23 protein-coding genes and 1 riboswitch are annotated in these 22619 nt (G+C 69.3%); of the genes, 7 read left to right on the top strand and 16 right to left on the bottom strand.

Translation table 11 applies throughout. The features are described 5' to 3' along the window. Window positions 1-36 precede the first annotated feature (36 nt). Window positions 37-285 (top strand): putative antibiotic biosynthesis monooxygenase, encoded by a 249-nt coding sequence (locus E5679_RS07040; RefSeq protein WP_138414375.1) that lies wholly within the window; start codon window positions 37-39, stop codon window positions 283-285. Here the strand turns inward: E5679_RS07040 and E5679_RS07035 are convergent. The 6 genes from E5679_RS07035 to E5679_RS21035 all read right to left on the bottom strand — a co-directional run bounded on the left by E5679_RS07035 (window position 266) and on the right by E5679_RS21035 (window position 6474). Then, window positions 266-1309: an NADPH:quinone reductase gene (locus tag E5679_RS07035; RefSeq protein WP_138414374.1), complete on the bottom strand. Its 1044-nt coding sequence runs from the start codon at window positions 1307-1309 to the stop codon at window positions 266-268. The genes E5679_RS07040 and E5679_RS07035 overlap by 20 nt on opposite strands. 65 nt (window positions 1310-1374) lie before the next feature. Further along, entirely contained in the window at window positions 1375-2916 is a 1542-nt protein-coding gene (locus E5679_RS07030; protein WP_138414373.1) for a UDP-N-acetylglucosamine 1-carboxyvinyltransferase, read from the bottom strand. Between the two features lie 108 nt (window positions 2917-3024). Next, window positions 3025-3420: a VOC family protein gene (locus E5679_RS07025; protein ID WP_138414372.1), complete on the bottom strand. Its 396-nt coding sequence runs from the start codon at window positions 3418-3420 to the stop codon at window positions 3025-3027. A gap of 134 nt (window positions 3421-3554) precedes the next feature. Further along, complete coding sequence (locus tag E5679_RS07020; protein ID WP_138414371.1) at window positions 3555-4370, bottom strand: energy-coupling factor transporter transmembrane component T family protein; 816 nt, start codon at window positions 4368-4370, stop codon at window positions 3555-3557. Then, window positions 4367-5878: an ABC transporter ATP-binding protein gene (locus E5679_RS07015; protein WP_138414370.1), complete on the bottom strand. Its 1512-nt coding sequence runs from the start codon at window positions 5876-5878 to the stop codon at window positions 4367-4369. The genes E5679_RS07020 and E5679_RS07015 overlap by 4 nt, the downstream gene beginning before the upstream one ends. 2 nt (window positions 5879-5880) lie before the next feature. Then, window positions 5881-6474 carry an ECF transporter S component gene (locus tag E5679_RS21035; RefSeq protein WP_138414369.1) on the bottom strand — a complete coding sequence of 198 codons (594 nt, stop codon included), beginning with the start codon at window positions 6472-6474 and terminating at the stop codon, window positions 5881-5883. A gap of 41 nt (window positions 6475-6515) precedes the next feature. Continuing rightward, window positions 6516-6654: riboswitch (TPP riboswitch) on the bottom strand. Between the two features lie 72 nt (window positions 6655-6726). Here E5679_RS21035 and E5679_RS07005 point away from each other — a divergent pair. Next, window positions 6727-6987, top strand: coding sequence for a DUF4235 domain-containing protein (locus E5679_RS07005; RefSeq protein WP_249336008.1), 261 nt, complete (start codon window positions 6727-6729; stop codon window positions 6985-6987). A gap of 168 nt (window positions 6988-7155) precedes the next feature. On the opposite strand, the gene E5679_RS07000 is transcribed toward E5679_RS07005, so the two are convergent. The 7 genes from E5679_RS07000 to E5679_RS06970 form a co-directional block, all read right to left on the bottom strand. Further along, a complete protein-coding gene (locus E5679_RS07000; RefSeq protein ID WP_138414368.1) occupies window positions 7156-8004 on the bottom strand; it encodes a type IV toxin-antitoxin system AbiEi family antitoxin domain-containing protein in 849 nt (282 codons plus the stop codon). 223 nt (window positions 8005-8227) lie between these two features. Beyond that, window positions 8228-8593, bottom strand: a complete 366-nt coding sequence (mnhG, locus tag E5679_RS06995) for a monovalent cation/H(+) antiporter subunit G (RefSeq protein WP_138414367.1) — start codon at window positions 8591-8593, stop codon at window positions 8228-8230. Continuing rightward, the gene (locus tag E5679_RS06990) at window positions 8590-8862 is read right to left on the bottom strand and encodes an MrpF/PhaF family protein (RefSeq protein WP_138414366.1); all 273 of its coding nucleotides are present in this window, start codon (window positions 8860-8862) and stop codon (window positions 8590-8592) included. Before E5679_RS06990 ends, mnhG begins: the two co-directional genes overlap by 4 nt. Further along, window positions 8859-9404, bottom strand: coding sequence for a Na+/H+ antiporter subunit E (locus E5679_RS06985; protein ID WP_138414365.1), 546 nt, complete (start codon window positions 9402-9404; stop codon window positions 8859-8861). The genes E5679_RS06990 and E5679_RS06985 overlap by 4 nt, the downstream gene beginning before the upstream one ends. Then, window positions 9401-10957: a Na+/H+ antiporter subunit D gene (locus E5679_RS06980; protein ID WP_138414364.1), complete on the bottom strand. Its 1557-nt coding sequence runs from the start codon at window positions 10955-10957 to the stop codon at window positions 9401-9403. Before E5679_RS06980 ends, E5679_RS06985 begins: the two co-directional genes overlap by 4 nt. Continuing rightward, window positions 10954-11478, bottom strand: coding sequence for a Na(+)/H(+) antiporter subunit C (locus tag E5679_RS06975; RefSeq protein ID WP_138414363.1), 525 nt, complete (start codon window positions 11476-11478; stop codon window positions 10954-10956). The genes E5679_RS06980 and E5679_RS06975 overlap by 4 nt, the downstream gene beginning before the upstream one ends. After that, window positions 11475-14474, bottom strand: a complete 3000-nt coding sequence (locus E5679_RS06970) for a Na+/H+ antiporter subunit A (RefSeq protein WP_138414362.1) — start codon at window positions 14472-14474, stop codon at window positions 11475-11477. Before E5679_RS06970 ends, E5679_RS06975 begins: the two co-directional genes overlap by 4 nt. A gap of 131 nt (window positions 14475-14605) precedes the next feature. Between E5679_RS06970 and E5679_RS06965 the strand changes: the two genes are divergently transcribed. The 4 genes from E5679_RS06965 (at window position 14606) to E5679_RS06950 (ending at window position 18665) form a co-directional block, all read left to right on the top strand. Continuing rightward, window positions 14606-15991 carry an MFS transporter gene (locus E5679_RS06965; protein WP_249336007.1) on the top strand — a complete coding sequence of 462 codons (1386 nt, stop codon included), beginning with the start codon at window positions 14606-14608 and terminating at the stop codon, window positions 15989-15991. 28 nt (window positions 15992-16019) lie between these two features. Beyond that, window positions 16020-16502, top strand: coding sequence for a cation:proton antiporter regulatory subunit (locus E5679_RS06960; protein WP_138414360.1), 483 nt, complete (start codon window positions 16020-16022; stop codon window positions 16500-16502). Window positions 16503-16504: 2 nt separating this feature from the next. Further along, window positions 16505-17698, top strand: a complete 1194-nt coding sequence (locus E5679_RS06955) for a cation:proton antiporter (RefSeq protein ID WP_138414696.1) — start codon at window positions 16505-16507, stop codon at window positions 17696-17698. A 136-nt stretch (window positions 17699-17834) separates the two neighbouring features. Then, window positions 17835-18665, top strand: coding sequence for an ACT domain-containing protein (locus E5679_RS06950; protein ID WP_138414359.1), 831 nt, complete (start codon window positions 17835-17837; stop codon window positions 18663-18665). Here E5679_RS06950 and E5679_RS06945 read toward each other — a convergent pair. From E5679_RS06945 to E5679_RS06935, 3 genes are read right to left on the bottom strand one after another with little or no spacing between them, the layout of a single operon-like run. Further along, window positions 18652-19302: a LutC/YkgG family protein gene (locus tag E5679_RS06945; protein WP_138414358.1), complete on the bottom strand. Its 651-nt coding sequence runs from the start codon at window positions 19300-19302 to the stop codon at window positions 18652-18654. The two genes, E5679_RS06950 and E5679_RS06945, sit on opposite strands and share 14 nt — an antisense overlap. Next, window positions 19299-20819: a lactate utilization protein B gene (locus tag E5679_RS06940; RefSeq protein WP_138414357.1), complete on the bottom strand. Its 1521-nt coding sequence runs from the start codon at window positions 20817-20819 to the stop codon at window positions 19299-19301. Before E5679_RS06940 ends, E5679_RS06945 begins: the two co-directional genes overlap by 4 nt. Next, the gene (locus E5679_RS06935) at window positions 20816-21664 is read right to left on the bottom strand and encodes a (Fe-S)-binding protein (protein ID WP_138414356.1); all 849 of its coding nucleotides are present in this window, start codon (window positions 21662-21664) and stop codon (window positions 20816-20818) included. Before E5679_RS06935 ends, E5679_RS06940 begins: the two co-directional genes overlap by 4 nt. 130 nt (window positions 21665-21794) lie before the next feature. Between E5679_RS06935 and E5679_RS06930 the strand changes: the two genes are divergently transcribed. After that, complete coding sequence (locus E5679_RS06930) at window positions 21795-22499, top strand: FadR/GntR family transcriptional regulator (protein ID WP_138414355.1); 705 nt, start codon at window positions 21795-21797, stop codon at window positions 22497-22499. The last annotated feature ends 120 nt before the right edge of the window (window positions 22500-22619 follow it).

Below are 22619 nucleotides of genomic sequence, written 5' to 3'. Positions count from 1 at the left end.
ATGTGCCGGGTCACCCCGAAACCTACCGTAGAGGACATGAACACCGCAGCACCCGCGCCCGTCCGCACCCCCGCCCCGTCGGTCCATGAGCGGGCCTTCATCACCTGGACGGCGATCTTCCCGCTCGTCGTCCTCGCCCAGCTGGCCCTAGCGCCATTCATCGACGCGTGGCCGCCAATACTCCGGACGCTCGCGATGACCCTCGTCGTCGTGCCGACCGCCGTCTACCTCGTGGTCCCGCGCCTGATGGCCGCCTACCTGCTGGTCATTCGCCCACGTCGATGAGGACCTTCCCGACCGTGCCCTGCTGCACCTCGTCGTGGGCCTGAGCCGTGTCCTCGAGCCGGAACCTCGTCAGCGGAAGGCCGTGCTCCTCGCCGACGCCCAGCGCGTCGTCGGCCAGCGCCGCGGTGACCGCGGAGATCGCCGCCGTCTTCTGCTCATCGGTGACCGTGTACGTGAGGATGAACTGAAGCCGGGCGTTCTTCGCCATGCATTGGCGCACCGGGACTGTGAGCTTCTCGTCGGAGGAATTCGCCGCGTAGATCGCGATCGTCCCTCCGGTCTTGAGCACCTTGAGATCCGCCTCGAGGTTGGCCGCCGCGTTGACGTCCACAATGAGGTCCACCCCGTCTGGCGCGAGGCGGCGCACCTCCTCGGCGACGTCTTGGCTCTTGTAATTCACGACGACGTCGGCCCCCGCCTTGCGCGCAAGCTCTGCCTTCGCGTCGCCGCTCACCGTGGCAATGACTGTGGCTCCGGCCCACTTCGCAAGCTGGATCGCGGCGTGGCCCACTGCGCCCGCTCCCCCGGTGACCAAGATGACCTGGTCGCCGAGCGTGCCGGGCGCGAGGCGAGCCGCGGCGCCGTCGTGCACTGTGAGCGCCCGATGCGCGGTGAGCGCGGGGATGCCGACGGATGCGCCGACGTCGAAGGGCACGCCCTCGGGCAGCGGGACCACCTTGTGCAGCGGCACGACGGCGTACTCCTGCGCCGTCCCCTCCGAGCTTCCGTGCGCGACGTCCCAGAGCCACACCCGCTGCCCAGGCTCGAGACCCGTTCCCTCCGCGGACGCCCCCGGGGCAGCTGGTCCGAGAGCGTCGATGATCCCGGCCCCGTCCTGGTTGGGCACATGCCACCCGTCCAGGGCACCATAGGTGCCTCCGGCGCGGGCCTTCCAGTCGGTCGGATTCACTCCCGACACCACGACCTTGACCCGAACCTCGCCCTCGCCGGGCTCGGGAAGGGGCTTCTCGCGAAGCTCCAAGACGGAGGAATCGCCCGTGCGGTTGTACATGATGGCCTTCACGAGGGCGATTCTCCCCCGGTGGCGGTCCACCAAACACCTTGCGCCTTCACCTCCGGGACGGGGCGTCAGTCCTGGAAGTACTGGATCTTCGCGCCGATGGAGTTGAGCCGCTCGGCGAGGTCCTGATACCCGCGCTCGATCACGTAGATGTTCCGCAGCTCGCTCGTGCCGCGGGCGGCAAGCATCGCGAGCAGGATGCACGCCGCGGGACGGAGGGCAGGAGGGCAGCCGACCTCGGCCGCGCGCCACCGAGTGGGTCCATTGACGTAGATGCGGTGCGGGTCGAGCAGCTGCACCTGAGCGCCGAGGCGATTGAGCTCGGTCAGATAGATCGCCCGGTTCTCGTACACCCAGTCGTGGATGAGCGTCTGGCCCATGGCACACGCAGCAATGACGGCGAAGAACGGGAGGTTGTCGATGTTGAGGCCCGGGAACGGCATCGGGTGGATCTTGTCCGTGGGCGCCTCGAGGTCCGAGGGGAGCGTCGTGACGTCCACGAGGCGAGTGCGTCCGTTGCGGGCCCGGTATTCGCCGGAAATCTCGAGCTTCTGGCCCATCTGCATGAGGGTGGCCAGCTCGATCTCCATGAACTCGATCGGCACGCGGCGAACCGTGACCTCGGAGTTCGTGACGATCGCCGCGGTGATGAGGCTCATGGCCTCGATCGGATCCTCGGAGGGCCAGTAGTCGATGTCCTGCTCGATGCGGGACTTGCCACGGATCCGCAGGGTCGTGGTGCCGATGCCCTCGATCTCGACGCCGAGGCCCTGGAGGTAGAAGCACAGGTCCTGGACCATGTAGTTCGGCGAGGCGTTGCGGATCACGGTCAGGCCCTCCCGGTGGGTGGCTGCCATGATGGCGTTCTCGGTGACGGTGTCGCCGCGCTCGGTGAGCACGAAGGTGCGGTCCTCGCGGTCGGCCTCGGGGGCCCGGACGGAGTAGAAGCCGTTTGTCGCCTCGACGGCGAGGCCGAACGTGCGCAGAGCCTGCATGTGCGGCTCGACGGTGCGGGTGCCGAGGTCGCAGCCGCCGGCGTATGGAAGCTTGTACTCGCTGCGCTCGTCCAGCAGCGGTCCGAGCAGCATGATGACGCTGCGGGTGCGTCGGGCCGCCTCGACGTCCATGGATTCGAGGCTCAGCTCCGCGGGCCGCCGGATCTGGAGATCACGCGGCTGCTGGCCGGGCGCGCCGGGGAGCCACGTGCACTCGACGCCGATGGAGGTGAGGACCTCGACGATCCGGTTGACCTCCTCGATGCGGGCGAGGTTGCGCAGCGTCGTGGTGCCGCGGTTGATCAGGCTCGCGCACAGGAGCGCGACGCCGGCGTTCTTGGACGTGTTGACGTCAACGGCGCCGGAGAGCTGGTGGCCGCCCTCGACCCGCAGGTGGGTCATCTTGGACGGCCCAATGTTGAGGATGCGCTGCCCCAGAATGTCCTCGATGCGCTGGAGCATCTTCAGACTCAGGTTCTGCTTCCCCTGCTCCATGCGCGCGACGGCGCTCTGGCTTGTCCCCAGTTCGGCAGCCAACTGCCCCTGCGTCCAGCCCCTCTCGCTGCGCACCCCGCGCAGGATCGCTCCGACGGTCTCAGCAGTCTGTTGTGCCATGCCGCGAAAATATCACACATGCGATAGGGGACCGCAAATCGACACGCGGAACGGTCTCATTCAGGTCTAGACCAACCCATAGCACAAAACCATGAGATAAAGAAGCGGTCACGAAGGGGTCACAACAGAGAGCACATTCCCCGCAGGATCCTTGAACCAAGCGATTCCGAACCCCTCGGCTCCAGCGTCGGGATCGCGGAGGATCCCGTTCTCGTCGAGCGGCATCTGTTCACTGCTCGCGTAATGGTCCGTCCGGATCCCCTGCTCGTTGAGCGAGCGGACGGCGTCGTCGACATTAGGGACCACGAGGTTGAGCACTGTGTGACTTGCGGGCACGTGGTCCGGCTTCGGGTAGACGAAAACCTGGGCTCCGCCGGGGAGGGTCAACCGCAGGCCGCCCATCTCCTCCTGCGCCTCCAGCCCCAGAGTGCCGACATAGAACTCGCGCGCCTTCGGCACATCGTCCACGCTGAAGCTCGAGAATGCGCCGACGATCTCGACCATTACTGACTCCTTCGTTCTCCGGTCCTCCCCGCGGACCACGATCGCACCCGATCGCCTCATCCGCCAGAGGCGGCGCTCTCCGCTTGCGCCGTCAGATCCGCGGGGCGCACCCTGCGGATCTGACGGTGCAACACTTAGCCCCAGACCACGTTCCAGGTCCGAAGGACGACGGCGGCCCCCACCGCGAGCGCGGCGATGGCCACCCCGCCAGCGGCCACCCAGAAATCCAAGCGGGAGAAGCTGGATTCGCGCGCCCACGTCCGAGGGGCAGGCCGGCCATCGATCATGACACCGAACCCGCGGGCCTCCATCGCCACGGCCAGTCGGGTGGCCCGGCGGATGGCCTGCACGAGGAGCGCGAACGACTGGCCCATGAACGCCTTGAAGCGTGCGACCGGATTGTGCCCGGTGCCGACGCCTCTGGCCCGCCGGGCGAGCCCGAGGGTACGCCACTCGTCCACGAGCAGCCCCACGAGCCGCATCCCGGCGAGCGCCCCGAGCACGAATCGCGCCGGAAGCCGCAGCTTCTGGGCCAGCCCGTCGGCAAGATCGGTGGGATCGGTGGAGAAAAGGAGGAAGACGCCGGGGAGCGCGATCGCGAGCCCACGGAGCCCGATGGCGATCCCGGTCAGCACGGAGCCCTGCGTGAACACCGCGGGCCCGAGCTGCAGCCAGACCGGTCCAGTCTTGGCGCCGAGCAGCGCCGTCGAGTACGCGGCCACCACCGCCGCGGCGGCCAGCGGCCACGTCCGGCGCACGAGCGTCAGCGGGCGGACACCGAGGAGTGGGACGAGGCACAGCTCGCACGCGAGGGCCACGGACGCCGAAACCCAGTCGACGCTCAGCAGCAGCGTGAGCGTGATGCACAGCGCCGCCGCGAGCTTCGCGACCGGGTTGGCCCGCGCGAGGGTGGAGTTCGCGAGCTCCGGCGTCAGGACGTCGACGCTCACGCAGCAGCACCCACTCGCGCCGCACGGCCGCCCTCGACCCTGTAGATCGAGTCGGACAGCGCCGCCGTGAAGTCCTCGTCATGCGTCACGGAGACGAGCGAGGTGCCCTGCTCGAGCAGTTCCGCGAGGAGCCGCACGAGCTCGGCCCACGTGAGCGCGTCCTGGCCGAACGTCGGCTCATCGAGCACGAGGAGCCGCGGGGTGGTGGCCAGCATCGTTGCGACAGAGAGCCGCCGCTTCTCCCCTCCGGAAAGCGTGAACGGATTCGCTTCCGCGAGCCTGTCGAGGCGCAGCCGCTGCAGGAGCCCGTCCACGAGGAGCCGGACCTCTTTCTCGGGCCGCCGCGCCACCCGCCGCGGGCCGAACTCGAGCTCGTCGAGGACGCGCGGCGTGAGGAACTGGTGCTCGGGCTCCTGGAACACCGTCCCGATCCGGCTCACGAGCTCGCTCGACCGCCACCGAGCGGGATTCTTCCCCGCCCCCCGCGCGAGCGGGGGCAGCGCCTCGAGTCGGCCCCCGACGGCGGGCAGGAGCCCCGCGAGGGTGAGGGCCAGCGTGGACTTCCCGGCACCGTTGGGTCCCGTCACACTCGCGGAGTGGCCTTCCCGGAGCACCAGATCGATGCCGCCCACCACCGGTCCGGCCTTGGGAGAGCGGCCGACGGCGAGCGCCTCCGCGGCGAGCAGCTCGCCCTCGCGCTGTGGGCGCCCGGTGCGGAGCGGTTGAGAAGCGGCCTCGCCGGTGAGCGGATGCCATCCCGGAACCCAGACGCCGGCGCCGGCCAGCCGTCGTCGTACGTCGCCATCGACGAGCACCTGCTCCGGCGGGCCGTCCGCGAGGAGGCCGCCACCGGAGTCGAGGACGACCACCCGGTCCACGAGCTCCGCCCACACCGAGACGCGGTGCTCGACCACGACGAGCGTCGCCCCGGTCCTGTCCAGGCTGCGCCGCACCGCCTCGCGCACCTCCTGGACGCCCTCGGGGTCGAGGTTCGCGGTCGGTTCGTCGAGCAGCACGAGGCCGGGCTCCATCGCGAGGATCCCCGCAAGGGCGAGTCGTTGCTTCTGGCCGCCCGAGAGCGCGGCGGTGGAGCGGTCGAGCGGGATGTCGAGGCCGACGTCGTCAAGCGCGCGGTGGACTCGCGGCCAGATCTCGCCCCGGGGGACGGCGAGGTTCTCGCAGCCGAAGGCCACCTCGTCGCCCACCCGGGCCATCGCGATCTGGCTGTCGGGGTCTTGGAGGACCAGTCCGGCGCGGCCCCGCGCGGTGGGGGCGGGAACGCCGTCGACCGTCAGCTCGCCGCGCTCCTCGCCTTCCTCTGCGGCGCCGAGGACGCCCGCGAGGGCGTGAAGGAGCGTCGACTTGCCCGCACCGGACGCGCCCAAGAGGAGGACGCGCTCGCCAGGGGCGATCTCGAGGTCGAGGCCGCTCACGGCGAAGGCCTTGCGCCCCGCGTGCCGCCACCCCCACCCGCGGGCGCGGACGCCAGCGGGCGCCGATGCCGGCATGGTCAGACGTCCGCGGCGCGTCCTGCGGCGAACGCGGACAGCGCGCCCGTCTTGGCGAGGGCCTTCACCGCGAGCCAGCTCAGAAGGCCCGCGATCACGACACCCGAGATGACGGCGAAGACGGTGTAGGCCACCTGCCAGCCGAACTCCCACTCGACGAAGAACTGCAGGCACTCGCTCACGCCGAGGGCGAGGCCGGAGACCGCCCCGGCGAGCAGAGCGACGCCGAGGTTCCACCGGCGGTAGCGGAAGGCGGCGAAGACGAGCTCGGCGCCCGCGCCCTGGACGAGGCCCGAGAGCAGCACGGTGACGCCGAACTGGGAACCCAGCAGCGCCTCCACGACGGCGGCCAGGATCTCGCAGAAGAGGGCCGCGCCCGGCTTGCGCACGATGAGCCCGCCGAGGACGCCCGCGAGGAGCCATCCGCCGGAGTACAGGCCGCTGAGCGGGGCGAAGGCGGCGGTGGCGGCGGTGACCCCCACGTACGCCTGGTCCCACAGCCAGAAGATCACGCCGCAGGCGACGGCGACGACGGCGGCAACGACAATGTCGACAACCCGCCACGTATAGGTGGGCTTCTTGATGGTAGTGCTCATGGTCTTTCTCCCCCTGGGATCAGGAGGGGCGGCAGCGCACGCTGCCTGAGAACTCGACTCCCTTCGCCGGTATTAGCCGGAGCAGGTTCGAGGGTCTGCGGTGATCCGCACTCTCAGCGCCCCTGTGCCACGGGCTCCCGATTCGGTCTCCCGCGCCACGGCGCTCCCCTGTCGTATGAAACGCAGCCAGTCTACCGCTAGGCTGGGCCGAAAGAGTCTGGCCAACTGACGCCGAACGCGAAGGAGACGGACGTGACGGTCCTCATCAAAATGCTCGGAACGGTCATCGGCATCGGATCCGGCTTCGTAGCGACCAAAGTCCTCGACAAGGTCTGGGAGAAGGGCACCGGCCACAAGCCGCCGAAGGACCCCACGAACCTTGAGGCCAGCCTGCGGGACACGCTCGTCTTCGCCCTCGTCGCCTCCGCCGTCGGCGCGATCGTCCAGGTCTTCACCCAGCGGTACACCCAGAAGGCCGTGGCGCACTTCAACAGCACGCCCGAGAAGGTCTAGGCACTTCTGCCGGCCCCTTTTTCCGCCGGCTTCCCCAGCTTCAGTTCCGGCTTCCCCACTTATGAGAGGCCCGACGGCGGCCCTCCCCTGAGTTTCCGCGGTTCCGTATCTCCGGGGCCGCCGAGAGTTGGGGAATTCGGCGCAGAAGCTGGGGAACATAGTGATGTTTCAGCGCGGCGGAGGCGGGAGCCGAAGGCTTCGACGTCGCGCAACCACCCGCTCGACCTCCGCCACCATCGCCTCCGGATGGTCCACGACGTCGCTGTACGTGTAGCGCAGCACCTCATACCCGCGAAGCTGCAATGAGCGATCGCGTCGGTAGTCTTTGGCCCTCTGCACCGGCTCGTTGTGCAGCTGGCCGTCAGTCTCCACGTCGAGGAAATCCTCGATCAGGAGGTCCATCCACCCCACGCCTTCCACCTCAACTTGAGGCCGGACGCGAAAGCCCGCCCGGCGGAGGTGTTCGCGGGCAAGGATCTCGATGAGGGAATCAGCTCCAGTGCCGACCGAATCTATGACATGGCGTGCCGGCGCATTTCGGCGGCCGGGAAGGAGCTCGAGCAGAAAGTCACGCGAGAAGCCCTGCTGGATTGCCGATTCGACGATGACCAACGCCTCGAGTTCAGGCAGGCATCTGAGCGAGTGGAGGAGGACGTCGGCCTGCGATGCGATGTGGCTTCGGGCGGGTGGTTCCACCCACGACTGCCGATGAACCACTGCCCGGTCGGAACTGAAGCGTCCGTCCGACCGCAGGATGTGGATCTCCTGCGGTTCGCGGACCACCCACAGTCCGTGCGCCCTCGCCGCCGAGACGCACGTCAAGAGTGAATCCGTCGAGGCGCAGCGGACGAGAACGGGGTCGGCGTCGGGAAGGGCATAAATCCCGCGGCGTGTTCGGACGATCAGGCCGGATTTAAGGCCTTCCTCGAGGTCGCCGCGCGACACACCGTCATGGAAGAGATCAGCGCGTCGGGCCACGCCTCCCCACCGAGCAAGCACCTTGAGAACCTTCGTCACCCCACCATCCTGCCGACGGCCAGACGGCAGACGACGGCGGAAGCCGCCTATGTGGATAACTATCGAGAGGCCATACCCGGCTTCCCCAGTTTCTCCGCCGGTCTCCCCAGCTCTCGGCGGCCCCAGCCCCGCGGAAGTGCGGAAACTCAGGCGAGGGCCGCCGTCGTACCCTCAAAAGCTGGGGAAGGGGGAAGTGAACCTGGGGAACCCGGCAGAGGAGGGCTCAGTCGTCGACGTCCTCGGCCCGCTCCACCCGCGCCACGACGTCCTCGAGCTCATCGACGGTCAGCCGGTCCTTGTCGACGTGCTTGGTCCGGTAGCCGGCACGGCCGACCATGTGGGCCGAGACCGGCACGGTCAGGAGCTGGAAGATCCAGGCCACCACGAGCAGCGGCACAAGCGCCCAGGAACGCAGCGCGAGCCCGAGGGCCGTCAGGAGCAGCAACGACCCCAGGACCTGCGGCTTCGTCGCGGCGTGCATGCGTGTGAGCAGGTCTGGGAACCGCAGCAGCCCGATCGCGGCGGCGAGGGACAGGAGGCCGCCCAGCACCAGCAGCACGCCGACCACGACGTCGAGGAACGAGTTCATGGCCGCCTCCGGTCCTGCACGAACCGGGCAACGGTCACAGACCCCACGAACCCGATCAGCGTGATGGCTACGACGAGCGCGAGGTGGTCCGTGGACCGGCTCGCCACCATGTACGCGATGAGCGCCGATGCGAGGACCACGAGCAGAACGTCCGCCGCGAGGACGCGATCGAGCAGCGCGGGGCCCTTGATCATACGGATCACCGCCCCGAAGGCCGCGAGCGCCAGGAGGATGCTGCAGATCAGGAGCGCCCCGTCGAGGAAGGTCATTGCGCCTCCTCCACGCGCAAGGCCCGCAGGTCCTCCGCGGCTCCCATGACCCGGATCAGCTCGGCCTCTGCCGCGAGGACGGACCGTCTCAGCCTCTCCGCTGCCGCGGCATCGGGCACATCGATGCCGTGGACGTAGAGGGTCGCGTTGGCCCGATCCACGTCCACGATGAGCGAGCCCGGGATGAGCGACACGACGTGCCCCGTGGCGGTGACGATGAGGTCGGCGTGGCTCCGGAGCGGCACCGCAATGACGGCGCTCGTCACGGCTGGCCCGGTCCGAACGGCGAGCCAGAGGAGCTTCACGCTCGCCACGATGACCTGCCATACGAAGACGAAGGCAAACCGTACCGCGTGGAGCACGTTGAAGCGGCCGCTCAGCTCCACGGGCGGCAGGTACAGGAACCGTGTCACGAGCAGGGCCAGCAGGAGCCCGAAGACCAGATTTCCCGGGCTGAAGTCCTGCCAGAGGGCGCCCCAGACGATGACGAGCCAGGCCAGCAGGGGCAGCTCGGTGCGGAGCGAGATGCGTGGGGCGCTCATCGCTGAGCCACCCCCGGATGCGGGGCCTGCTGGCCGAGCACGGCGGTGATGTACGGGGTGCGGTCGAGCATCTCTTTCGCGGCCTGTTCGCTCACAGTGAACAGCGGTCCGGCGAACACGGTGAGCGCGAGGCCGAGCGCCACGAGCCCGGCGGTTGCGCCGACCATCGCGCCCGGCATCGAACCTCGGTGGGTGGGGGCGAGAAGGGCGGCGTCGGGATTCTCGGCGTCGTCCGTGGATCGCCAGAAGGCGCGCGCCCACACACGGGCGAGGGCCAGCAGGGTCAGCAGGCTGACGGCGACCCCGGCGATGACGACGGCGATCGCCATCGGCGTGCCGAGCGTCACCCCCGCCTGGACGAGGCCGAGCTTCCCGAGGAAGCCCGAGAACGGCGGAATCCCGGCGAGGTTCATCGCGGGAATGAAATACAGCAGCGCGAGCAGCGGCGAGAGCTTCGCGAGGCCCCCGAGCCGATCGATCGACGCCGAGCCCGCGCGGCGCTCGATGAGCCCGGCGACGAGGAACAGCGACGTCTGGACCGTGATGTGGTGCATCACGTAGAAGACGGCTGAGGCCAGGCCGATCACCGAACTCATCGCGAGCCCGAACACCATGTAGCCGATATGGCTCACCAAGGTGAAGGACAGGAGTCGCTTGATGTCCGTCTGGGCGAGCGCACCCAGGATTCCCACGACCATGGTGAGCAGCGCCACGGTCATGAGCGGGACGTTGAGGTCCTCGCCCGGGAAGAGGAGCGTCTCGGTGCGCACCATCGCGTACACACCGACCTTCGTGAGGAGTCCCGCGAACACGGCAGTGACAGGCGCGGGCGCGGTGGGGTACGAGTCCGGGAGCCAGAACGAGAGCGGGAACACCGCGGCCTTGATCCCGAAACCGATGAGCAGCATGGTGTGCAGGAGCGTCTGCGTGCCGGGGTCGAGCTGGCCGAGCTTCACGGCGAGGTCCGCGATGTTCACGGTGCCGGTCGCGGCGTAGACCATCGCGATCGCGATGAGGAACAGGAGCGACGAGACCACGCTCACGACGACGTAGGTCACCCCGGCGCGGATCCTCGCCGTCGTGCCTCCGAGCGTGAGGAGGACGTAGCTCGCGGTGAGCAGCATCTCGAAGCCGACGTACAGGTTGAACAGGTCCCCCGCAAGGAAGGCGTCGGAGACGCCGGCGATCAGGATCAGGAAGCTCGGGTGGAACACCGAGATGGGGCCGTCCTTGTCGCCGTCGGCCATGCCCTGCGACACCGCATAGATGAGGACGGAGAGGCTCACCGCGCTCGAGACCACCAGCATGAGGGACGAGAACTGGTCCACGACGAGCGTGATCCCCCACGGCGGAATCCACTGGCCGATCGGCACCGCGATCGTCCCGCCGCCCCAGACCGAGGCCAGCAGCAGGATCTCGAGGGCGAGCGTCACCGCGACCACGCTGATGCTCACGATTCGCTGGGCGCGCTCCTGGCGCAGGAGCAGGAACGTCACCGCGGCGCCGATGATCGGGAGGACGACGGCGAGCGGAGCCAGGCTTGCCAGATTCACTCGAGCTCCCCTTCCCCAAGGGACTCCTGCCCGAGGGATTCCTGCGCGTGCACCTTCTGACGCCCACTGTGCAGGGCCGCGCGGTCGGCGGCTGCGGCTTCTTCGCGGTTCACGAATTCGCTGAGGTCCTCGGGGACGTCGGCGTCGTCCTCGGGCACCCAGCCGCTCTGGGCGGCGACGCGGCGGTCCTCGAGGTCGTCGGCCACCTCGTCGGCCCGGCCGAGCTGCCACGTGCGATAGATGAGCGCGAGCATGAAGCCGGTGACCGCGAAGGAGATCACGATGGAGGTGAGCACGAACGCCTGCGGAAGCGGGTCGCTGTAGGCCTTCGGGTCTGTCCCTTTGGCGAAGAAGGGCGCGAGGCCGGCGTAGCCGCCCGTGGTGAGCAGGAGGAGGTTGGCCCCGTTCGTCAGCATGAGCAGCCCGAGGAGCACGCGGGTGAGGCTCCGTTCGAGCAGGAGGTAGACGCCGCACGCGAACAGCACGCCCGAGATGATGAGCAGGGTCATGTTGGGGTTCATGCGCGCTCCCTCTCCCGCTGGCGGTTCTCGCGGAGAGACTGCAGGCCACGTCGGGCCTCGGTCCGTGACTGGTCCTCGATCTGCTCGTCGATATGGGAGCCGAGGCTTCGGAGGACATCGATCACGAGCCCGACGACGATGAGGTATACCCCCACGTCGAACAGCGTCGAGGTCACGAACTTCACGTCGCCGAAGACGGGCAGCCAGAGGGCGATGGTCGCGCTCTGGAGCACCTGTCCGCCCACGAGCAGCGGCACGGCACCGGCGAGCGCCGCGACCGCGAGGCCGACCCCGAGCAGCACGCCGGGGTTGAAGGGCGCGGCCTCGTGGAGCTCGAACCGGCCGCCGGCAAGGTAGCGGATGGTGAGCGCGATGCCGGCCACCAGCCCGCCGGCGAACCCTCCGCCCGGCGCGTTGTGCCCGGCGAGCAGGAGGTAGAGCGAGAACAGCACCATGCTGTGGAAGATGAGCCGGGTGATGACCTCGAAGATGATCGAACGGCGTTCGGGCGCGAGGGTGCGGCCGGCCACGAGCCAGGGGTCGCGCTCCACGCTCTGGAACGTCCGGGCGACGGCGAGCTCCGCACCGCCGCGCGAGCTCGGGTCCACGCCGCGGACGCGGCCGACGCTCCCCGTCTCGACCTCGTGCACCGGTCCTGGGCGGCGCCCCCTGTGGCTGATGTAGATGAGGCTTGCGATGCCCGTGGCCGCGAGGACCAGCACGGAGATCTCGCCGAACGTGTCCCACGCGCGGATGTCCACGAGCGTGACGTTCACGATGTTGTTCCCGCCGCCCTCCGAATAGGCGAGCTCGGGGAACTGCAGTGAGATCGGCGCGGCGTGCCGGGCACCCATCGTGAACATCCCGGCCACCACGACCATGCCGCCGAACAGCACGGCGATGATGATCCGCGCCACGCGGTATGCCCCTCCCGTCCTGTCGCGCAGCTGGGCCGGGAGGCGGCGCATGCCGAGGACGAACGCGACGAGCACGATGGTCTCGACGAGCAGCTGCGTCATGGCGAGATCGGGCGCGCCCTGGAGCGCGAAGATGAGCGCGATGCCGTAGCCCGTGACGGAGACCATGAGCACCGCGAGGAATCGCTTGTTCGCTCGGACGGCAGCGAGCGCACCGATGGCGATGGCGATGCCGACGACGGCCTGCAGCGGCGAGTTCGGGTCCAGGAAGTAGGCGCCGCCCGGGATGGCCGGGCGCGTGAGGAGGATGACGGCGAGAGGCAGGAGCGTCGCCACCGAGAGGATGACGGCGAGGTAGAAGAACAGGGACCCGCGCTGGGTTCGGCCAGTGACCCAGATCGCGGTGTCGTCGATCGCGCCGATCAGTCCGCGGTAGATTCGTTCGGCCGCTGGGAAGCCGGAGAGGGCCATCTGCGCCCGGAATACGGCGTCCCGGCGCCGGAACAGCAGCGCGCCCCCAGCCCACGCGGCCGCCGAGAGGGCCAGCGGAAGGCCGAAGCCGTGCCACGCGGACAGATGCGCGGTTAGTTCACCCGTCACTTTGGCCGCGGGAGCTGCCCACGCATCCACGGCCGCGGGCCACACGCCGTAGACGAGCCCGAGGATGGCGAGCAGCGCGGGCGGCCCCACGAAGACGGCGGTCACCGGCTTGAACGGCGTATTGGGGCGACCGGGCTTGCGGGCGAAGGCGCCCCAGATGAATCGGGCACTGTACGCGACCGTGAGCGCCGACCCCACCACGAAGACGGCGAGGATCACCACGCCCCAGACAGCCGAAAGCGGACCGTGGGCACCGAGGGCGTCCGCGAACGCGGCGAAGATGCTCTCCTTCGCCACGAAGCCTCCGAAGAGCGGGAGCCCCGCCATCGACGCCGCCGCGAGGACCGCCACAATGCCGAGCGCCCGCGCCTGACCGAAGACCCCGGACAGGCGCCGCACGTCACGCGTCCCCGTCTGATGGTCCACGACGCCGACCACCAGGAAGAGCGTGGCTTTGAAGAGCGCATGCGCCACGACCAGGGCGAGCCCGGCGAGCGCGGCCTCCGGCGTTCCAAGGCCGACGACAGCCACCATGAACCCGAGCTGGCTCACCGTGCCGAACGCCAACAGGAGCTTGATGTCCGTCTGCCGGAGGGCCCGATATCCGCCCACGAGCAGCGTCACCGCGCCGAACCCCAGGACGACAGGCCGCCAGAACGGCGTGTCCGCGAACCCTGGGGCCAGCCGGGCCACGAGGTAGACGCCCGCTTTGACCATCGCGGCGGCGTGCAGATACGCCGAGACGGGCGCGGGAGCAGCCATCGCCGCGGGGAGCCAGAAGTGGAACGGCACCAGCGCCGACTTGCTGAGCGCGCCGACGAGGACGAGGAGCGCGCCCGCAGCGACGGCGCCCGAAGTGTTCTCCGCCGCAGGTGTAGAGCCGCTGAGCTCCCCAGCCTGCCCGAGGATCTCCGAGATCCGATATGTTCCCGCGGCGTTGCCGATCAGCACGAGGCCGACGAGCATCGCCAGACCGCCCGCAGTCGTGACCACGAGGGCCTGGACGGCGGAGCGCCGGGCCGCCAGGCGGGCCCGCGCGTAGCCGATGAGGAGGAAGGAGAGGACGCTCGTGATCTCCCAGAAGACGTAGAGGGAGATGAGGTCGTCGGACGCGACGAGGCCGAGCATGGTTCCCGCGAACGCGAGGAGCTGGCCCCCGAATCCGCCCAGGCCGTCGTCGTCGTCCTTGAAGTACCGCGCGCAATAGGCGAGGACGAGCGCGCCGACGCCAAGAACGAGCAGGCCCATGACCCACGCGAGCGGATCGATCCGGAACGCGACGTCGAAATGAAGCGCGGGGACGAAGGCGTAGGTCTCCTCGAGTCCGCCGCCATAGGCGGCGTCGTGCTGGAGGATGAGCCACACGAGCGAGACGGCGGGAACTGCCGCGAGGAGGAAGAACGAGGCCCGGCCCCAGCGGCGGAAGATCCAGGGCGCACCAGCGGCCACTGCATAGTGCAGGGCCAAGACTGGTATCACGGGGCGCCTCCGCTACGTCTGTAGGCTGCGAATCACGAAAGTTGGGGTCGGGCGATCACAAGTTGGGTTCGGGAGAACAGGCGATGCGACATGGCATCATTCCCACCCTATCAAGCGCTAGCATGCGGACTATGACGACTGCCGCGCCGCAGCCATCGGAGCTCGAGCTCCATACCGCCCCCGTCAGACGCGGCCAGGTCCTTGCCTGGGCCGCGTGGGATTGGGGCTCGGCCGCCTTCAACGCGGTCATGACGACGTTCGTGTTCACGGTCTACCTGACCTCATCCGCGTTCGGCGGCGCGGACCACGCCTCCTCCGTGCTGGGCGCTGCGCTGGGGATCGGCGGGCTGCTCATCGCGCTCCTCGCGCCCGTCTCCGGGCAGCGTTCCGACGCGGGCGGCAGGCGGAAGCTCTGGCTCGGGATCCACACCGGCGTCGTCGCGCTGCTCACCGGCCTGTGCTTCTTCGCCTACCCGCGGCCCGAGCTGCTCTGGTACGGCGCGTCCCTCATCGCCGCCGGCCATGTGTTCTCCGAGCTCGCCGGCGTCAACTACAACGCGATGCTCGAGCAGATCGCGACCCCCCGCACCATCGGCCGCGTGTCGGGCCTCGGCTGGTCCGCGGGCTACTTCGGGGGCATCGTCGCGCTGCTGCTCGTGCTGGCCCTGTTCGTCCAGCCCGCGTTCCCATGGTTCGGTGCCTCCACCGCGGAGAGCCTGAACATCCGGCTCGTCGCCGTGTTCTCGATGCTGTGGATCGTGGTGTTCTCGCTCCCCGTCATGGTCGCCGTACCGGAAGTACGACGGCGGGAGGCGGCGCGGCTGGGCTTCCTCGCTTCCTATGGGCTGCTCTGGCGACGCATCGTGGCGATCTGGCGCACGAGCCCCCACACCTTGTACTTCCTTGTCGCGAGCGCGGTCTTCCGCGACGGTCTCGCGGCCGTCTTCACCTTCGGCGGCGTGATCGCCGCCGGCACGTTCGGCTTCTCGCTCAGCCAGGTCATCTTCTTCGCGATCTTCGGCAACGTCGTTGCTGCCGTGGGCGCGATCCTCGGTGGGATCCTTGATGACCGCCTGGGGCCGAAACGGGTCATCATCGGCTCGCTCGTGGGGCTGCTCATCGCGGGCGGGGCGGTCCTCGTGCTCGGCAACGCGACGTATTCGCTCGGCGGCATGACGTGGCCGGGTGCCGCGACGTTCTGGGTGTTCGGCCTCTTCCTGTGCCTGTTCGTGGGACCGGCCCAGGCGTCGTCGCGCGCCTACCTCGCCCGGCTGGCGCCAGACGGCACGTCCGGGGAGCTCTTCGGACTGTACGCCACGACCGGCCGAGCGGTGAGCTTCCTCGCGCCATCGCTCTTCAGCCTCTGCATCGCCCTCGCGACGCCGCTCGTCGCCGAGGGGCAGGCGCAGCGGTGGGGCATCCTTGGCATCCTCGTGGTGCTGCTCGCGGGGCTCCTCGTCCTGCTCCCGGTGCGGCCGCCGTCGAAGGTCGCGACCGCCGTCGTACCTGAAAGCTAGCTGAATGCGGCGGGACTAAAGTTGTTCCATGAACGTTGACGAGACCGAGCTGCCCGGTTTTGGGGTGCGCAAGGACTTCATGACGAAGTCGGGCCGCCGGATCGGGGTCGTGACCCACCGCGACGGGGAAACCGAGCTCATCATCTCAGCCTGGGACGATCCAGACACCTGCCAGGCCTCGATCCCGCTCACCGGCGACGAGGCGTCCGCCCTCGGGAACCTGCTCGGCAGCCAGCGGATCGTGATGCAGCTGACCGAGGAGCACAAGGAAGTCCCCGGGATCGTCACCCGGCAGTTCAACATCCTCCCCGAGTCCCCCTACCGCGACCAGCCCATGGGCCGCGCCGCGATCCGCACGCGGACGAGCGTCTCGATCGTCGCCATCATGCGCGAGGGCGAGGTGATCCCCTCGCCCGGCCCGGACGCGATCCTCCACGCCGGCGACCTCCTGGTTGCCGTCGGCACCCAGGAAGGCCTCGACGCCGCCGCCAAGATCCTCCGCAACGGGTGAGCATGAACCCGGTCGCGCTCACGCTCATCGAACTCGGGGCCGTCATCTTCGTCCTCGGGTTCCTCGCGCGCCTCGCCGGGCGCATCAGCATGTCCCCCATCCCGCTGTACCTCATCGGAGGCCTCGTCTTCGGGGCAGGGGGGATCGTGGACCTGGGCGGGGTGCGGGAGTTCTCCCACCTGGCAGGCGAAATCGGTGTCATCCTGCTCCTGCTGCTGCTGGGCCTCGAATACACCGCCAAGGAGCTCTTCACCGGGCTGCGGCGGTCCTGGCAGGCAGGCGTGGTGGATGCGGTGCTCAACTTCATCCCCGGCGCCGCCGTGGCCCTGCTACTCGGCTGGGGGGCGCTCGGGGCGATCGTCATGGGCGGCGTCACGTACATCTCGTCGTCCGGCATCGTCGCGAAGGTCATCACCGACCTCGGGCGGCTCGGCAACCGCGAGACGCCGACGATCCTGTCGATTCTCGTCTTCGAGGACCTCGCCATGGCCATCTACCTGCCGATCCTCACCGCCATGCTCGCTGGCGTGAGCTGGTTCGGCGGGCTTCAGACCGTGGGCATCTCGTTGGCCGTCATCACCGTGGTGCTGGTGATGGCGCTCCGGTACGGGCACCACGTGTCGAAGGCCGTGCACAGCGAGAACTCCGAGGTGTTCCTGCTGAACGTCATGGGCCTCGCCCTGCTCGTGGCGGGTCTCGCGTCCGCGATGCAGGTCTCGGCCGCCGTCGGCGCCTTCATGCTCGGGATCGCCATCTCCGGGACCACAGCTCACTTGGCTTCCCGGCTCCTGGAGCCGCTGCGGGACCTGTTCGCCGCAATCTTCTTCGTGGCGTTCGGCCTGAACACCGACCCGGCGTCCATTCCGCCCGTGCTCGGGTGGGCGCTGCTGCTCGCCGTCGTCACTGCGGTCACCAAGATCGTGACCGGCTGGTGGGCCGCGGCCCGCGCCGGCGTTGCCGTGCCCGGGCGTGCCCGCGCCGGGACCTCGCTCATTGCGCGCGGCGAGTTCTCGATCGTCATTGCCGGGCTCGCCGTCACGTCCGGGGCGGTCGCGGGCGAGCTCGCCGCCCTCGCCACGGCGTATGTGCTGATCATGGCCGTCCTCGGGCCGCTTGCTGCGCGGTTCACCGAGCCTGCGGTCAAAGCGCTCCGCGGAAGGTACTCCCGGCAGAAGGCCCCCGCCCCGGTCGCCTAGCGCCGCCGAAATCGGGTCCCCTGCCGCCGAAGTCGGGTCCCCTGCCGCCGAAGTCGGGTCCCCTGACGCCGAAGTCGGGCCGCAGCTTAAACAGCCGTGCAACCCAGCGGAAACGTCGGCCGATGAGCATGGAGCCATGGATGCCCCACGCAGCGCCACCCACCGTCACCTCGCCTGCGAAGTGTGCGGCCGCTACCCCGAACCGCCCAAGGTCCGCCTGACGATTGCCAACGTGGTCGCGATGCTGCCGATCGAGCTCGCGGTGCATGCCGCCGTCGTCGGTACCGGTTGGCCGCTCCTGCTCAAGGTGCTGCTCCTCGCGGCGACGGCCACCGCCCTCGTCATCTGGGTCGCCGAGCCGGGCGTCCGCCACCTGCTGCGCTCGTGGCTCCATGCGCCGGCACTTCGCCGGCGCCGGGCACTCGAGGTTGCCCCGGCGCTGTGGCGCGCCCGCGTCACCCTGCCCGACACACCCGGCGCCCTCGAACGGCTCAGCCGCGCGCTCGCCAAGCTGGGCGTCAACGTCCTGTCCATCCAGTCGCAGCCCGTCACGGGAGGCGTAGTCGATGCGCTGGTCCTCTCGGCGCCGGGCGGCCTCACCGACGACGACCTCCTCGACGCGATGGCGACCGGCGGCGGAGCAGCCCCCAAGGTGTGGACGACGACGCCGCTCGCCCTTGTCGACGCCCCGACCCTGGCGCTGAGCCTGGCCACCCGGGTGGTCGCCAATCCTGCCGAGCTCCCCTACGCCGCGGCCGAGCTCCTCGGTGCAGAGCGCGGCTTCGCTCACCACCCAGTGGACCCGGCCGCCGTCGCCCGCGGAACCGTGCTCAAGGTGCCGGGGAGTCCCGAGCCCCTCGTGCTCCTCCGCCCGGACGAGCCGTTCACTCCCGCCGACGTCGCACGTGTGAGCCGTCTGGCCGAACTCGCGGAGGCCGCGATGCTGCGCGCTGCTAGCGGGCGATGATGACGTCGAGCGTTCGCGGCCCGTGGACGCCCTCGACGCGCTCAAGCTCGATGTCGCTCGTCGCGGACGGGCCCGAGATGAGAGTCAGCGGGCGCGTGGGATCGAGCCGCGCGAAGCCCTCCGGCACAATCCCGACGATCGTCTGAACCGGCACCACGCACACGTGATGATCGGGCACGAGCGAGATCGCTCGCCGACCTTGGTCAGGTGAGCCATCGAGCACAATCGTCCCCGTCTCCGCGATGCTCACCGCGGACGACGTCACCACCGCGTCGAGTTCATCCAAACGTACGACGTCGACCGGCGCCTCGCGCGAGTCCGTCACCCTGCCCTCGGCGAGGCTCGGGTGGAGCCAGCTGGTGGGGAGCCCGTCGGGGGCGACGAACCGCTTGCCCTCGAGTCGGGTGCGGATCGCCTCGGCCAGTCCGTCGGACGTCACGACCTCGACCCGTGCCCTGTAGTCCAGCAAGCGGTCGACGAGGAGTTCCACGAGGGCGTCCTCGTCCAGACCCGAGGCCGTCCGGTAGCCGGGCCCGACTTCGGCGCCACCGGACCCGACTTCGGCGGCAGGGGACCCGACTTCGGCGGGGGCGAGCGCCTCTCGGACGCGGGCCAGAATCTCGTCGCGCGCGCTCATTCGTGCGTCCCCTTCTCAGCTTCCTTCTCGCGCTTCCTCCACCAGTTCCGGAACGACTCGCTCGGCGGTGCAGGAACGTCCCGGCTCTGAGTCCATCCCGCGCCGAGACCCGGGAGCCGCGAGATCTTCTCGTCGCGCCCGGCGAGCGCCCGCGCCACCGGAAGCCCCTTCTCGAGGAGCCCCAGCCGGTCGCCGGATGACAGCGCCCAAGACGCCGCGCCCAAGGCGAGGTCCATCTGCGACGGGAGGCTCCGCCGTCGTCGGCCAGTCGTCCCACCCGAGACGTCCTCGCCGCGGAGGTACACCAGGATCTCGGGGATGTTGATCTTGACGGGGCACGCGTCGAAGCACGCCCCGCACAACGACGACGCGTACGGGAGCGAGGAGTTTTCCTCCGCCTCGACTCCGGTGAGCAGCGGCGAGAGGATCGCGCCGATCGGCCCGGGGTAGGTGGAGCCGTACGCGTGACCGCCCGTGCGCTCGTACACGGGGCACACGTTCATGCAGGCCGAGCAGCGGATGCAGTGCAGGGCGCTGCGGCCGTGCTGGTCGGCGAGTGCGCGGGTGCGGCCGTTGTCGAGCAGCACCACGTGGACGTTCTGGGGCCCGTCTCCCGGGGTGGCGCCGGTCCACAAGGACGTGTATGGATTCATGCGCTCGCCCGTCGACGACCGGGGAAGCAGCTGCATGAACACCTCGAGGTCCTGGGCGCGCGGGAGCACCTTCTCGATGCCCATGACCGTGATGAGCGTTTCGGGCAGGGTGAGGCACATGCGCCCGTTGCCTTCGGACTCGACGACCCCGAGTGTCCCGGTCTCGGCGATGCCGAAGTTCGCCCCGGAGATCGCGACCTTGGCGGAGAGGAACTTCTTCCGCAGGTGGGCGCGGGCGGCCATCGCGAGGCGGCGCGGCTCGTCCGTCAGCTCGGGGTCGACGTCGGGCATCTCCTCCAGGAAGATGTCGCGGATCTCGGTACGGTTCTTGTGGATCGCTGGGACGAGGATGTGGCTTGGCTTGTCGTGGCCGAGCTGGACGATGAGCTCGGCCAGGTCCGTCTCGAACGCAGCAATGCCGCGCTCGTCGAGGTACTCGTTGAGGCCGATCTCCTGTGTCGCCATCGACTTGACCTTGACGACCTCGGTCTCGCCGGTCGCCCGGATGAGCTCTTCGACGATACGGTTCGCCTCCGCCGCGTCCCGCGCCCAATGCACCGTGCCGCCGCGCGCGGTGAACTGCTCCTCGAACTGGGTCAGGAGTTCGGGGAGCCGCGTCATGGCCTCGGTCTTGATCGCGGACCCGGCCTCGCGTAGAGCTTCCCAGTCCGGGAGCTCCGAGACCACGCGGAGGCGCTTGTCACGGATCGTGTGGGTCGCGTGACCGAGGTTCGCGCGAAGCTGGGCGTTGCCGAGCTCGCGGTGGGCCGCCTTCGGGAAGGGCTCAGTTGCTGAGATGTTGCCGAAGCCGCGGGGCGGACCCCCGGAGGGAAAACGCGGCAGTCCGAGGTTCACCGTGCTCATCGGGCACCGCCCGCCAGCGCAAGCTCCCCGTCGAAGCGGAGCGGATTTTCGTGCGTGGACGCGAGCACCTCCGCGAGGTGGACGGTCCGCACGGGGGTGCCGGCCGTCGTCGTCCGCCCTTCGCGGGAAAGCCCGCCGCCGATGTGCATGAGGCATGAGACGTCGCCGCCCGCGCACGCGCCGGCGCCGGTCCCGCAGATGTTCGCGACCTTGTCGGCGAGCATCGCCGAGGAGACGTCGGCATTCTTGATCGAGAACGTGCCGCCGAAGCCACAGCACTGGTCGGCTTCGGGGAGCGCGACGACGTCGAGCGCCTCCACGGTGCGCAGCAGGCTGAGCGGGCGGTCGCCGAGGCGAAGGAGCCGCATGCCGTGGCAGGACGGGTGGTAGGTGATGGTGCCGGGGAGGTAGGAGCCGAGTTGGGCGGCCGCGTCGGTGACGCCGAGGACGTCGGTGAGGAGCTGCGAGAGCTCGTAGGTCCGCTCGCCGACTGCCTCCGCGCGGGCTTCGAGAGTGGGATCCGCCCTCTTCTCGCCGCGTTCCAAGGCCCATCGCGCGACCATCGCGTGCTGGTGCTTCACGGAGGCGACGCAAGATCCGGAGGGGGCGACCGCGACGTCGTAATCGCCCGAGTCGAAGCCTGCCTCGAAGGCCCTCACATGGTTCTCGACCACGGGCAGCGCCTCGCGGAAGTACCCCGAGTTCAGGTGCATCTGGCCGCAGCAGGCCTGGCCGGCCGGGAACACGACCTTGTGCCCGAGCCGCTCCAGGATCTGCACCGTGGCCTGCGCGACGCGGGGGTACATCGCGTCGACGATGCAGGTCGCGAAGAGCGCGATCTTCATGGGAGTCCTCTCCGGCCCTTCGGAGCATCCGGGCCATGTGGTCTGACCATAGTGGCAGGGATTCCAGAGGACCGCAATCCCGGCTCGACGCGCGCTCCAGCCCGCCCTGCGCGTGCGGCAAGATGGACCCATGCCTGAACGCCCGAGCGAGCGCGCCCACGACGCGGTGCTGCAGCACATCGAGGACAGCCTGAGATCCGGCGAGATCAAGCTCGGGGATCGGCTCCCGGGCGAGCGGGCCCTCGCGGAGCAGTTCGGGATTTCGCGGGCTTCGGTGCGGGACGCCATCCGTGCGCTCGAGGTCATGGGCGTGGTGCGGTCGGCCACAGGCTCCGGACCGAACGCGGGCACGATCGTGGTCTCGGACCCCTCGTCGGCGCTTGGGTCCGCGCTCAGGCTGCACGTCGCAAGCCAGCGGCTTCCGGTCAAGGACATCGTCGAGGCGCGGGTGATGATGGAGACGTGGTCGCTCGCGCACGCCGCGGACGCGAACTGGGAGCCCGTACAGCTCGAAGAGGCGCGGAAACTCCTCGACGCGATGGACGATCCCGCGCTCCCCTCCCCCGCCTTCACAGCCCTCGACGCGCAGTTCCACGTCGCTTTGAGCGCTCTGGCAGGGAATGCCGTGGTGAGCACGATGATGGACTCATTGCGCGAGGCGATCCGTGAATATGTCGACGAGGCCGTGCGAACACGCGCCCAATGGGACGACATCGTGGCCGAGCTGCGACGCCAGCACCGCGAGATCCTTGAGGCCGTGGAGCGTCGAGACGGCGACGGCGCGGCGCACCTGGTCCGCGACCACATCGAGTGGTTCTACGCGAAAACCCTCTGAAGCAAGGGGCCTTTCTCCGCGAATTGTCGGTCTATGGCGAGTACTGGCCCCGTAGACCCACAGAAACCCGACAATCGGCGAACTCACCGCGACAGGTTGGACCTCCACAGCTGTGGATAA

The organism is Sinomonas gamaensis (assembly GCF_005876955.1).
Lineage (GTDB): Bacteria > Actinomycetota > Actinomycetes > Actinomycetales > Micrococcaceae > Sinomonas > Sinomonas gamaensis.
Note: the sequence above shows the minus strand (reverse complement) of the source record. Positions and strands in the feature narration are given on the sequence as shown.

Excerpts from the sequence above, each read along its gene's own strand:
- E5679_RS07040 (WP_138414375.1), top strand. The coding sequence starts at position 37 with ATGAACACCGCAGCACCCGCGCCCGTCCGCACCCCCGCCCCGTCGGTC.
- E5679_RS07030 (WP_138414373.1), bottom strand. The coding sequence starts at position 2,916 with ATGGCACAACAGACTGCTGAGACCGTCGGAGCGATCCTGCGCGGGGTG.
- E5679_RS07025 (WP_138414372.1), bottom strand. The coding sequence starts at position 3,420 with ATGGTCGAGATCGTCGGCGCATTCTCGAGCTTCAGCGTGGACGATGTG.
- E5679_RS07015 (WP_138414370.1), bottom strand. The coding sequence starts at position 5,878 with ATGCCGGCATCGGCGCCCGCTGGCGTCCGCGCCCGCGGGTGGGGGTGG.
- E5679_RS21035 (WP_138414369.1), bottom strand. The coding sequence starts at position 6,474 with ATGAGCACTACCATCAAGAAGCCCACCTATACGTGGCGGGTTGTCGAC.
- mnhG (WP_138414367.1), bottom strand. The coding sequence starts at position 8,593 with ATGAACTCGTTCCTCGACGTCGTGGTCGGCGTGCTGCTGGTGCTGGGC.
- E5679_RS06990 (WP_138414366.1), bottom strand. The coding sequence starts at position 8,862 with ATGACCTTCCTCGACGGGGCGCTCCTGATCTGCAGCATCCTCCTGGCG.
- E5679_RS06985 (WP_138414365.1), bottom strand. The coding sequence starts at position 9,404 with ATGAGCGCCCCACGCATCTCGCTCCGCACCGAGCTGCCCCTGCTGGCC.
- E5679_RS06975 (WP_138414363.1), bottom strand. The coding sequence starts at position 11,478 with ATGAACCCCAACATGACCCTGCTCATCATCTCGGGCGTGCTGTTCGCG.
- E5679_RS06965 (WP_249336007.1), top strand. The coding sequence starts at position 14,606 with ATGACGACTGCCGCGCCGCAGCCATCGGAGCTCGAGCTCCATACCGCC.
- E5679_RS06960 (WP_138414360.1), top strand. The coding sequence starts at position 16,020 with ATGAACGTTGACGAGACCGAGCTGCCCGGTTTTGGGGTGCGCAAGGAC.
- E5679_RS06955 (WP_138414696.1), top strand. The coding sequence starts at position 16,505 with ATGAACCCGGTCGCGCTCACGCTCATCGAACTCGGGGCCGTCATCTTC.
- E5679_RS06950 (WP_138414359.1), top strand. The coding sequence starts at position 17,835 with ATGGATGCCCCACGCAGCGCCACCCACCGTCACCTCGCCTGCGAAGTG.
- E5679_RS06945 (WP_138414358.1), bottom strand. The coding sequence starts at position 19,302 with ATGAGCGCGCGCGACGAGATTCTGGCCCGCGTCCGAGAGGCGCTCGCC.
- E5679_RS06940 (WP_138414357.1), bottom strand. The coding sequence starts at position 20,819 with ATGAGCACGGTGAACCTCGGACTGCCGCGTTTTCCCTCCGGGGGTCCG.
- E5679_RS06935 (WP_138414356.1), bottom strand. The coding sequence starts at position 21,664 with ATGAAGATCGCGCTCTTCGCGACCTGCATCGTCGACGCGATGTACCCC.
- E5679_RS06930 (WP_138414355.1), top strand. The coding sequence starts at position 21,795 with ATGCCTGAACGCCCGAGCGAGCGCGCCCACGACGCGGTGCTGCAGCAC.